The 11,200-nt window shown below is 67.9% G+C and carries 8 protein-coding genes; 6 read left to right on the forward strand and 2 right to left on the reverse strand.

All coding sequences use genetic code 11. The annotated features are described in order from the left end of the window. Positions 1–19 precede the first annotated feature (19 nt). Positions 20–3,388: an SbcC/MukB-like Walker B domain-containing protein gene (locus tag RYM47_RS17090; RefSeq protein WP_315389467.1), complete on the forward strand. Its 3,369-nt coding sequence runs from the start codon at positions 20–22 to the stop codon at positions 3,386–3,388. A 3-nt stretch (positions 3,389–3,391) separates the two neighbouring features. Here RYM47_RS17090 and RYM47_RS17095 read toward each other — a convergent pair whose 3' ends face one another. Next, a complete protein-coding gene (locus RYM47_RS17095) occupies positions 3,392–4,168 on the reverse strand; it encodes a TSUP family transporter (protein ID WP_315389468.1) in 777 nt (258 codons plus the stop codon). Between the two features lie 59 nt (positions 4,169–4,227). On the opposite strand from RYM47_RS17095, the gene RYM47_RS17100 reads away from it, so the two are divergent. From RYM47_RS17100 to RYM47_RS17120, 5 genes are all read left to right on the forward strand, one after another. Further along, positions 4,228–4,617: a YchJ family metal-binding protein gene (locus tag RYM47_RS17100; protein WP_315389469.1), complete on the forward strand. Its 390-nt coding sequence runs from the start codon at positions 4,228–4,230 to the stop codon at positions 4,615–4,617. 83 nt (positions 4,618–4,700) lie between these two features. Then, positions 4,701–5,993, forward strand: coding sequence for an ergothioneine biosynthesis protein EgtB (gene egtB, locus RYM47_RS17105; RefSeq protein ID WP_315389471.1), 1,293 nt, complete (start codon positions 4,701–4,703; stop codon positions 5,991–5,993). Beyond that, a complete protein-coding gene (egtD, locus tag RYM47_RS17110) occupies positions 5,990–6,964 on the forward strand; it encodes an L-histidine N(alpha)-methyltransferase (protein WP_315389473.1) in 975 nt (324 codons plus the stop codon). Before egtB ends, egtD begins: the two co-directional genes overlap by 4 nt. A 55-nt stretch (positions 6,965–7,019) precedes the next feature. Further along, complete coding sequence (locus RYM47_RS17115; protein ID WP_315389475.1) at positions 7,020–9,197, forward strand: lytic murein transglycosylase; 2,178 nt, start codon at positions 7,020–7,022, stop codon at positions 9,195–9,197. Continuing rightward, a complete protein-coding gene (locus tag RYM47_RS17120; RefSeq protein WP_315389477.1) occupies positions 9,194–9,748 on the forward strand; it encodes a DUF2628 domain-containing protein in 555 nt (184 codons plus the stop codon). The genes RYM47_RS17115 and RYM47_RS17120 overlap by 4 nt, the downstream gene beginning before the upstream one ends. On the opposite strand, the gene RYM47_RS17125 is transcribed toward RYM47_RS17120, so the two are convergent. Continuing rightward, positions 9,726–10,919 carry a benzoate/H(+) symporter BenE family transporter gene (locus tag RYM47_RS17125; protein WP_315389479.1) on the reverse strand — a complete coding sequence of 398 codons (1,194 nt, stop codon included), beginning with the start codon at positions 10,917–10,919 and terminating at the stop codon, positions 9,726–9,728. The genes RYM47_RS17120 and RYM47_RS17125 overlap by 23 nt on opposite strands. Positions 10,920–11,200 lie beyond the last annotated feature (281 nt).

The following is an 11,200-nucleotide window of genomic DNA, read 5'->3' on the forward strand; positions in this document are numbered from 1 at the left end:
ACGGAACGACCGACTACGCATGGCCATCTCCAAGCACACGCCCGCCCTGTTCACCGAAGGTCTGCCGGATCCGCGGCTGGCGCAGTTCCGCATGCGCCGCTTGCAGGTGCACAACTGGGGCACGTTCAACGGCCTGACCGAGGTGCCCATCGCCGAGCGCGGCTTCCTGTTCGTCGGCCGTTCCGGCTCGGGCAAGTCGACCCTGCTCGATGCCATGTCGGCCATGCTGGTACCGCCGTCGATCGTCGATTTCAATGCTGCCGCGCGCGAAGCCGAACGCAGTGGTCGCGACCGCAACCTCGTGTCCTACGTGCGTGGCGCCTGGGCCGACCAGCAGGACCGGGGCACCGGCGAAATCGCCACGCAGTACCTGCGCAAGGGCGCGACCTGGACCGCGCTGGTGCTGGAGTACCGCGCCGGCGACGGCCGCGTGGTCAGCCTGGTGCGCCTGTTCTGGATCGCCGGCAACGGTGCGGCTGCCGCCGACGTGCGCAAGCACTACCTGATCGCCGAGCGGCCGTTCGACATCGCCAAGGACCTCGGCGGCTTCGACCTGGACCTGCGCAAGCTCAAGCAGCGCCTGGGCGACGTGCACCACTTCGACAGCTTCACCGGCTACGCGGAGCGTTTCCGCCACCTGCTCGGCATCGACAATGAAATGGCGCTGCGCCTGCTGCACAAGACGCAGTCGGCCAAGAACCTGGGCGACCTCAACGTCTTCCTGCGCGACTTCATGCTGGACACGCCGAAGACCTTCGATGCCTCCGAACGGCTGGTCAGCGACTTCGCCGAGCTGGACGGTGCGCACTCCTCGGTGGTCACCGCCCGTCGCCAGGTCGAAACGCTGCTGCCGGCGCGTGCGCTGCATGCCGAATTGAAGGCGATGAACCTGCGTCGCGCCGACGAAGAGACCCTGAAGCTCGGCCTAGACAGCTTCCGCGAATCGCGCCTGCAGAAGCTGCTGGAAACGCGATTGCAGGAAATCGACGTCCGCCACCGCGGGCTGCTGGGCGAAGAGACCCAGCGCCGCCAGGCCTTGGCCAACCACGAGGAGCATCTTGCCGAGCTGGAGCTGCAGCGGCGCCAGCAGGGCGGTGAGCGCATCGAGGAGCTGGAACGCGAGCAGGGCCGTGCCCAGTCCGAACACGAGCGCCGCCAGGCCAAGCGTGCCCAGATCGGCAAGGCCGCCGAACGGCTGCAGGAAGTGCTGCCCGACGACGCCCATGGCTTCGCGCACCTGATCGGGCGCGCCCAGGCCGAGCTCGACAACCGCCAGCAGGCGGCTGCTGCGCTGGACGACGCCATCACCGAACGCCAGGCCGGCAAGCAGGACGATACCCGTCGTTTCGCCGAGGTCCGCAGCGAAATGGAAGCGATGGAGCGCAACCCCTCCAGCATCCCGGCGCCGCTGCAGAAGCTGCGCAGCCGCATTTCCGAAGAGACCGGCGTACCCGAAGCGGCGCTGCCGTTCGTGGGCGAACTGATCCAGGTGGGCCAGGACGACGCGGCGTGGCAGGGTGCGATCGAGCGCGTGCTGTTCGGTTTCGCGCAGTCGCTGCTGGTCGAAGACAAGCACTACAACGAGGTCAACGCGTGGGTGAACCGCAGCCACCTCGGCATGCGCCTCACCTACTACCGCGTGCGCCGCAATGACGACGCCATCGCACGCCAGCCGTCCGCGCGCTCGCTGCTGCACAAGCTGGAACTGCGCGACAGCGTGTTCGAGCCGTGGCTGCGTCGCGAGCTGGGCAAACGCTACGACTACGAATGCGTGGATGCAAAGCAGCTGCGCGATGTCGAACGTGGCATCTCCCGCGAAGGGCAGGTCAAGCATCCCGGCGACCGCTTCGAAAAGGACGACCGCAACGCCATCGGCGACCGTCGCCGTTGGCTGCTGGGGTTCAACAATGCGGAAAAACTCGCGCTGTTCCGCCGGGAAGCGCAGGAACTGGCCCAGCGCATCGCCGACTGCGACCAGGACGTCGCGCGCCTGCGCGGCCAGCGTGATCTGGACAACGACCGTCGCCTGGCCTGCAACCAGCTGGTGAACGTCGGCTGGGAAGAGGTGGACGTTGCCACCGCGCTGCAGCGCGTTGAAGACATCGAATCGGCCCTGCGCGACCTGAAGGAAGGCAATGCCGACCTGGCCCGCCTGGCCGCGCAGATCGACCGCGGCCGCGCCGACATCGACCAGGCGCGCCGCACCTACGAAGACACCCGGCTGGAACTGCGCGAGCTCACCCGCGAACGCGACAAGCTTGAATCGCGCCGCCAGCACAGCCGTGCCCTGGTGCTGCCGGCGCTGGGCGCGACCCAGGAGGCCGGGCTGCAGAAGCGCCTGGACGCCTATGGCACGCTCAGCCTGGAGACGCTGGAAGCGCACATGCGCGAGATCAGCAAGGGCATCAACGAAAGCCTGGCCTCTTCGCAGCACGAGGTGCACGGCGTCGAGACCCAGCTGGTGGCCTGTTTCCGTCGCTTCGCCCAGGCCTGGCCGGAGGAGTCCGGCGACTTCACCGCGTCGGTGGCATCGGCCGACGACTTCCTCGCCCGCCTGCAGCGGCTCGAGCGCGACGGGCTGCCGCAGCACGAAGAACGTTTCTTCGACCTGCTGCAGAACCAGAGCAAAAACAACCTGCTGGCCCTGCAGCGGCACAGTGCCGAAGCGCGCAAGTCGATCGGCCAGCGCCTGGACGAGGTCAACGCCTCGCTGGAGCAGGTGCCGTTCAACCGTGGCACCCTGCTGACCATCGAGCTCAGCGACCGTCGCCTGCCCGAAGTGCTGGAGTTCCACCAGCAGCTGCGCGAAGTCCTCTCGCACCACCAGACCGAAGAACGCGAGGTCGCCGAGTCGCAGTTCGCGGTGCTGCGTGAGCTGGTCAAGCGACTGGGCTCGCAGGAAGGCGAGGACAAGCGCTGGCGCGAAAACGTGCTGGACGTGCGCCTGCATGTCGAATTCATCGGTGTCGAACTGGATGCAGCCACCCGCCAGCAGGTCGAGATCTACCGCAGCGGCGCCGGCAAGTCCGGCGGTCAGCGGCAGAAGCTGGCCACCACCTGCCTGGCCGCGGCGCTGCGCTACCAGTTGGGTGGCGCCGACAGCCAGCTGCCCAGCTACGCGGCGGTGGTGCTCGACGAAGCCTTCGACAAGGCCGACAACGAGTTCACCGCGCTGGCGATGAACATCTTCGACAACTTCGGCTTCCAGATGGTGGTCGCCACCCCGCTGAAGTCGGTGATGACGCTGGAACCGTTCATCGGCGGCGCCTGCTTCGTCGAGATCAGCGGACGCCACGACTCCGGCGTGCTGCTGATCGAGTACGACGAAGAGGGCAAGCGGCTCAAGCTGCCGGAGCGGACCCGCCAGGCCGAAGAAGCCGAGGCCTGACCGCTAGCCTGCGAACGTATCCCAGCCCATCCGTGCGATCAGCACCACGACCAGGCCGACGAACAGTTTGCGGATGAACGGCGTGCCGCCGCGCAGCGCCAACCGCGTGCCAACCACCGAACCGGTGATGTTGGCCGCGGCCATCGGCAGCGCGAACAGCCACAGGATGTTGCCGGTGGGCACGAAGAACGAGATCGCGGCCACGTTGGTGGCCAGGTTGACCACCTTCGAGGCGGCCGAGGCGCGCAGGAAGTCCAGCCCGAAGAAGCGCACGAACAGGAAGATCAGGAAGCTGCCGGTGCCGGGACCGAAGAAGCCGTCGTAGAAGCCGATCACCGCGCCGATCGCCAGCGCGATGGTGAGTTCCCTGCGGCCGATCTCACGCGGCCGGTGCAGCGCGCCGAAGTCCTTCTTCCACAGCGTGTAGCCCAGCATCGCGATCAGCAGCACCAGCACCAGCGGGCGCACCGCGTCCTTGGGCAGCAGGCTGACCGCGGTGGCGCCGGCGAAGGAGAACACAAACGCCGTGCCGGCCGCGAACAGCACCGGCCGCCACGGGAAGCGCACGTTGCGCGCGTAGCGGAACGCTGCGGCGGCGGTGCCGAACATCGAACTGAACTTGTTGGTACCAAACAGCATCGCCGGGGCCTGCTGCGGCAGCACCGTGAAAAGCCCCGGCAACTGCACCAGTCCGCCCCCGCCCACGGCGGCATCGACCAGACCGGCAATGAAGGCGATCGCCACCAACCACAACAGCTCAGGGGGTACCAGCTCGAACACGGCAGCACATCACGGCGGAAAGCGCGCCAGCATACGCCCGCTCGGGCGACAATGCCCGCATGACCCCTGCCGATCCCTGTCTCTGCGGCCGTCCGCACCCCTACGCCGCCTGCTGCGGCCGTTTCCATGCCGGTGAGGCCGCGCCCGATGCCGAGGCGTTGATGCGGTCGCGCTACAGCGCGTACGTGAAGCAGCTGCCCGATTACCTGCTGGCCAGCTGGCATCCTGACACCCGTCCGGAAAGCCTTTCGCTGGAGGAGCCCGCCGGGCAGCGCACCCGCTGGTTGGGGCTGACCGTCCACGAGCACACCCAGAGCGACCCCGACCATGCCCAGGTGCGCTTCACCGCGCGGTACCGCATCGGCGGCGGAAGTGCGGTCAAAATGCAGGAACACAGCCGCTTCGAGCGTCTGGACGGGCGCTGGTTCTATCTGGACGCCTTGCCCTGAGTCCCCATTCAATGTGAACCGGTCATACGGCAGACCCCGGCCCGTGACACAGCGCTCACCCGCGCTCACCGATCCTCGGTTGGATGAACGCTGTCGCTGCCCCGTCTTCACCTGCCGCCCGCGCCACCGACGCGCTGGCCGCCCGCTACGCCACGGTGCGCGCCCGCAGCGTCGCCCTGGCCGCACCGCTCAGCGCCGAAGATGCGATGGTGCAGAGCATGCCCGACGCCAGCCCGACCAAGTGGCACCTGGCGCACACCACCTGGTTCTTCGAACGCTTCGTGCTCGGCACCCAGCCGGACCACGCGCCGTTCAACGCCGACTGGGACTACCTGTTCAACAGCTACTACCAGAGCATCGGCCCGGCGCATGCGCGGCCGCAGCGGGGCCTGTTGTCACGACCGTCATTGGACGAGGTGCTGCAGTTCCGCAGTCGGGTCGACCAGCAGGTGATCGAACTTCTGCAGGCCGATGCGCTCGACCCGCAGGCACTACGACAACTGGAACTGGGCCTGCACCACGAACAGCAGCATCAGGAACTGCTGCTCACCGACATCAAGCACGCACTGTGGTGCAATCCGCTGCAGTCGGCCTACCGCGACGACCTGGTCAGCCGACCGGGTGTGGCCGCGCCGCTGGAATGGATCCACAGCCCCGAGCAGATCATCGAGATCGGTGCCCCGGCGTGGCCGGCCAACGCCGACTTCGCCTACGACAATGAATCGCCGATCCACCGAGTGCTGGTTCCCGCGCACGCACTGGCGAGCCGACCGGTCAGCAACGCCGAATTCCGCCGCTTCGTCGAAGCCGGCGGTTACCGCGAACCCGGCTTCTGGATGAGCGAAGGCTGGACCCTGTGCCAGCAGGAACACTGGCAGCACCCGCTGTACTGGGACGACGCACTGGCCCGCGAGTTCACCTTGGCCGGCTGGCGCGCGATCGACCCGGACGCGCCGGTCTGCCATCTCAGCTATTTCGAAGCCGATGCCTATGCACGCTGGGCCAGCGCGCGCCTGCCCACCGAATTCGAATGGGAAGCGGCGGCCGCAGGGCAGGGTACCGCCGGCAACTTCGCCGACGATGATCGCCTGCACCCCGCGGCCCCTGCGCATGACAGCCCAACGGGCCGCCCCGCGCAGCTGTTCGGCGATGTCTGGGAATGGACCAGCAGCGCGTATGGCGCCTACCCCGGCTTCCGCACCTTCGAGGGCAACCTCGGTGAATACAACGGCAAGTTCATGTGCGGCCAGTGGGTACTGCGCGGTGGCAGCTGCGCCACGCCGGCCGACCACATCCGCCCCAGTTACCGCAATTTCTTCGCACCGTCGGCGCGCTGGCAGTTTGCCGGCCTGCGCCTGGCCAAGGACGCCGCATGAGTACTGTCAGTGATGCCCTCGACGCGTTGACCGACCTGCAACCGGATCGCGCGCGGATCACCGCCGACATCCTGCACGGACTGTCGCTGCACCCCCGCCAGCTGCCGTCCAAGTACTTCTACGACGCGCGCGGATCTGCACTGTTCGAGCAGATAACCCGCCAGCCCGAGTACTACCCGACCCGTACCGAACTGCAGCTGCTGCAGGACGTCTCGGCCGAGATCGCCCGCGCCGTGGGCGCGCGCGTGCACGTGGTCGAACTGGGCAGCGGCAGCGGGCGCAAGACCGAACACCTGCTGCACGCACTGGTCGACCCGGTCGCCTACACCCCGATCGAAATCTCGCGCGCGGCCCTGCTCGACAGCGTCGCACGGCTGGCCGAAGCGCTGCCGGACATCGAGATGCTGCCGGTCTGCGCCGATTTCACCCGCCCGGTGGAACTACCCGAGCCGCAGAACGAACCCGCGCGGCGGCTGATGTTCTTCCCGGGCTCCACGCTCGGCAACTTCGCCCACGACGACGCGGTCGCCCTGCTCGACGCCATGCGCCAGACCATGGGGCCGAACGGCCTGGCCCTGATCGGCATCGACCTGCACAAGGACCCGGCGCTGATCGAGGCCGCCTACAACGACGCCGCCGGGGTCACCGCCGCCTTCACCCTCAACCTGCTGCAACGGCTCAACCGCGAGATCGGCAGCGACTTCGACCTGGCCGGCTTCCAGCACCGTGCGCGCTACAGCGTGCCGCGCCTGCGTATCGAAACCGAGCTGGTCAGCACCCGCGCCCAGCGCGTGCGCGTGGACGGTCGCAGCTTCGACTTCGCTGAAGGCGAGGCAATGACCGTGGAATACAGCCACAAGTACACCGACGCCTCGTTCGCCGCGCTGGTCGCCGAAGCAGGCCTGCGCGTCCGCACCCACTGGGACGCCGCCTCGCCGGCCTTTGGGCTGCGCCTGCTGCAACGGGCCTGAAACGCGCGGCTTGCCGCTATGATGCGGTTCTACTTGGCTGCACGGATTCACGCCAATGAGAGTTACCTCCGTCGGACTGCTCGGCGTGTTGTGCCTGGCCAGCGACCCGCTCGCGGCCGCGCCACAGGACGACTTCGACCGCTGCCTGTCCGCGATGCAGCCGCAGGCCGTCAAGCAGGGCGTGAGTGCCGCCGGCTTCACACGGCTCACCGCGGGTCTCACCCCGGACCTGAGCGTACTGCCGCTGCTGGACGCGCAGCCGGAGTTCACCACGCCGTTGTGGGACTACCTCGCCGCGCTGGTCGACACCCAGCGCGTCGATGACGGACGCGCGCAGCTCGTCCAGCACCGCGACCTGCTGGCCCGCGTGTCGACCGAATACGGCGTCGATCCGGCCACCATCGTCGCGGTCTGGGGCGTGGAGAGCGATTACGGTCGCGTCTTCGGCAAGCGCCCGCTGCTGCCGTCGCTGGCCACGCTGTCCTGCAACGGCCGCCGGCAGCCATTTTTCCGTGGCGAGCTGCTGGCCCTGCTCAAGCTGCTCGATGCCGGTGACCTCGGTGCCGACGGCCTGACCGGCTCGTGGGCAGGGGCCTTCGGCCACACCCAGTTCATGCCCTCCACCTACGCGCGCATCGCGGTGGATGGCGACGGCGACGGCCGCCGCGACCTGGTCGCCAGCATCCCCGACGCGCTCGCGTCCACCGCCAACTACCTGAAGAAGGCCGGCTGGCGTACCGGCCAGCCGTGGGGTATCGAGGTCAAGCTGCCGCCGGGCTTCAACGCCAGTCTGGCCGGACGCACCCAGCGCAAGCCGCTGGCCGACTGGCGCGGCATGGGCATCACCCCGGTCGGCGGCGGCGCACTGGCTCCCGAAGGCCTGCCGGCCGACGCCAACGCCGCGCTGCTGCTGCCCACCGGCGCCAAGGGCCCGGCCTGGCTGGTGTTCCGCAACTACGACGCGATCTACGCCTATAACGCTGCCGAAAGCTACGCACTGGCCATCGCCACCCTGGCCGACCGCCTGCGCGGTGGGTCGGGCACCGTCGCCGCCTGGCCGACCGACGACCCTGGCCTCGGCCGCACCGAGCGGCGCGAGCTGCAGACCCTGCTGCTCGCGCGGGGCCATGACATCGGCGCCGCCGACGGCATGGTCGGCACCGCAACCCGGCGCGCCATCCAGCTCGAACAACAGCAGCTCGGCTGGCCCAACCCGGACGGCCGTGCCGGCCAACGCATCCTCACCACCCTGCGCACCGCGCCCCCTTTGCCCAAGCCCACTACCGCCATGCCCGACAGCACCGTGTTCACCCTCCCGCCCAACCACGCCCGTTACGTGCAGTCGCCGGCCGCGCCCGGCGCCGCCCTGCCCACGCTTGAGGGGCTGAGCCTGGTCGACGTCCAGGGCTTCCCGGCCTGGAAGGTAGAAACCCCACTGGCCACTGCCGCCATCTCGGTGTTCGGTGGCCAGCTCCTGTCGTTCATTCCCAAAGGCGGCCAGGACCTGCTGTGGCTCTCGCCCACCGCGCAGGCGTTGCCAACCCCGATCCGGGGCGGCAGCCCGGTGTGCTGGCCGTACTTCGGCCGCCAGGGGCAGGGCAAGGATGTGCCGTCGCACGGGTTCGTGCGCAACGTGCCGTGGACGCTGAGTGACGCGCGCCGCGAGGCCGACGGCACCGTGGTGCTGACCCTGGCACCGCCGACCCTGGACAACCTGGACCTGCGCCTGACCATGCAGCTGCGCATCGGCCGCACCCTCGAACAGCAGCTGGTCACAGAGAACATCGGCTCCACCCCGGTCACCTTCACCCAGGCGCTGCACAACTACTTCAAGGTCAGCGACGCCCTGCAGGTCAGCGTCTCGGGCCTGGACGGCCTGACCTACCTGGACAAGTTCGAGGACTACGCCACCCCGCGCACCCAGAAGGGCGACTGGTCGCTCAACGACCCACGCGATCCCGGCCGCAGCGACCGCATCTACACCCAGGCCGGTGGCCGCTATGTCCTGAAGGACCCGGGCCTCAAGCGCAGCATCGAGATCACCACCGAAGGCAGCCGCTCGCTGGTGGCCTGGAACCCGGGCGAGAAGGGCGCAGCCGGCATGGCCGACGTCGGCGCCGGCTGGAAGAACTACATCTGCCTGGAAGCGGCCAACGCCGGCCCCGACGTGGTGACCCTGGCTCCCGGTGCCCGTCATGTCCTGAAGCAGACCTTTGCAGTGGCGCCGCTATGAGCGAGGTTCCCGCCGACAACCCGTACCGCGCCTCGGACGTGGCGATGCCGGACATGCCGACCGATCAGGAGATCGCGGACGCTGTGTCGGTCCACGACCGTTTCCCGCTGCTGGCCAAGGCAGTGGGCCAATACTTCGGACACTACGCCCGGCGCTGGCACCTGCAGCAGGGGGACGACAGGCTGGCGCGGCCATGGCATTGGCCGGCACTGCTGTTCGACTTCTATTGGCTGATGTACCGCAAGCTGTACCTGCTCGCCTTTACCTACCTCGGGCTGAGCTTCGTAGCAGGGGCCGTGATCGCACTCGTGCCTGCGGCCGAGACCGGTGCGCTGCTCGCCATCCTGGCCTTGAAGCTGGTGCTCTGCCTCTCAGCCAACCAGGTGTATCGATGGCATTGCGAACGCCTGATCAGGCGCACGCAGGCACGCCATCCCGACCAGCCCGACCGCGTTCTGGCCGAACTTGAGCGCCGCGGCGGAACCAGTGCGCTTGCCCTCGTCATCGGTATCGCCATCATGTTCGCCATTACGCTGTTCGCTGAGGCCTGACCCGCAACACCATCAGGCAGATCGCCCCGGCCACCAGGCCCCAGAACGCCGAGCCGATCCCGGCCAGCGACAACCCCGACGCGGTCACCAGGAAGGTCACCAGCGCCGCCTCGCGGTCTGCTTCCTCGCGCAGGGCGGTCGCCAGGCTGTTGGCGATGGTCCCGAACAACGCAATGCCGGCCACGCAGGCCACCAGTTCCTTCGGGAAGGCGGCGAACACCGCCGCCACGGTCGCCCCGAACAGGCCCACCAGCATATAGAACGCACCGGCTGCCACCGCAGCGGTGTAACGCCGCGCAGGATCCTCATGCGCCTCGCGACCCATGCAGATCGCTGCCGTGATCGCGGCCAGATTAAGCCCATAGGCCCCGAACGGCGCGAGCACCGTGTTGGCCACCCCGATCCAGCCGATCACCGGTGAGATCGGCGTGTCGTAGCCGGAGGCGCGGATCACCGCCACCCCGGGAATGTTCTGCGAGGCCATGGTGACCACGAACAGGGGCAGGGCAATGCCGAACACGGCCTGCCAGGACAGGGTGGGCCAGGTGAACACCGGCACTGCCAGTTCCACCCGCAGGGCTTCTACATGCAGAAGGCCCTGGGCGGCGGCCACGCCAACACCGACCAGCAACGTAGCGATCACCGCATAGCGCGGAAACAGGCGGCGACCTGCCAGCCAGGTGGCGAACATCGCCAAGGCCATGCCCAGCTGCGTACCCATGGAGACGAACACATCCAGCCCGAAGCGCAACAGCACACCGGCCAGCATGCCGGCGGCCAAGGCCATCGGTACGCGCCGCATCACCTTGGCGAACACGCCGGAGAAGCCGGCCAGCATGCCCAGCACCGCAGCCAGCACGAACGCACCTATGGCATCGCTGTAGCCGACCGCGCCCGCACCCACTACCAGCATTGCCGCGCCCGGGGTGGACCATGCAGTGACCACCGGCACGCGGTAGCGCAGGGACAGACCAATGCAGGTCACACCCATGCCAAGCCCAAGCGCCCACATCCAGGACGCGATCTGCGCCTGTGTTGCGCCTACCGCCTGCGCAGCCTGGAACACGATCACCGCAGAACTGGCGAAACCCACCAATACGGTAATGAAGCCAGCCACTACAGAAGGCAATGAGAGATCACGCCACAACGAACGCTTTGCACCACCCGGCATCACGCAGCTTCCCTGAGCACACAAGAACTGCATTGTTGGCAGTCCTGCGCAGCACGCGCAACGCGCGTGCTGCGTTTCGTGGTGTCGCCGACGCACGCGCGCATGACGCACCGATGAAAAGTTGCAGAAAAGGGTTGACGAATTTCCAGAAGTCTTTAGTATTCGCTCCCTCGCTGCGACGCGGTCTTCACCCCGGTGAACACCAACCCGAAGCGGCGGCAACAAGCTTCGAAAGAAGGTGTTGACGGAAACGAAAAGCCTGACATAATAGGCGGCTCGCT

Origin of the sequence: uncultured Stenotrophomonas sp. (genome assembly GCF_963519125.1) — a bacterium.
Lineage (GTDB): Bacteria > Pseudomonadota > Gammaproteobacteria > Xanthomonadales > Xanthomonadaceae > Stenotrophomonas.

Coding starts and splice junctions, on each gene's coding strand:
- RYM47_RS17090 (WP_315389467.1), top strand. CDS start 20: ATGGCCATCTCCAAGCACACGCCCGCCCTGTTCACCGAAGGTCTGCCG.
- RYM47_RS17100 (WP_315389469.1), top strand. CDS start 4,228: ATGACCCCTGCCGATCCCTGTCTCTGCGGCCGTCCGCACCCCTACGCC.
- egtB (WP_315389471.1), top strand. CDS start 4,701: ATGAACGCTGTCGCTGCCCCGTCTTCACCTGCCGCCCGCGCCACCGAC.
- egtD (WP_315389473.1), top strand. CDS start 5,990: ATGAGTACTGTCAGTGATGCCCTCGACGCGTTGACCGACCTGCAACCG.
- RYM47_RS17115 (WP_315389475.1), top strand. CDS start 7,020: ATGAGAGTTACCTCCGTCGGACTGCTCGGCGTGTTGTGCCTGGCCAGC.
- RYM47_RS17120 (WP_315389477.1), top strand. CDS start 9,194: ATGAGCGAGGTTCCCGCCGACAACCCGTACCGCGCCTCGGACGTGGCG.
- RYM47_RS17125 (WP_315389479.1), bottom strand. CDS start 10,919: ATGCCGGGTGGTGCAAAGCGTTCGTTGTGGCGTGATCTCTCATTGCCT.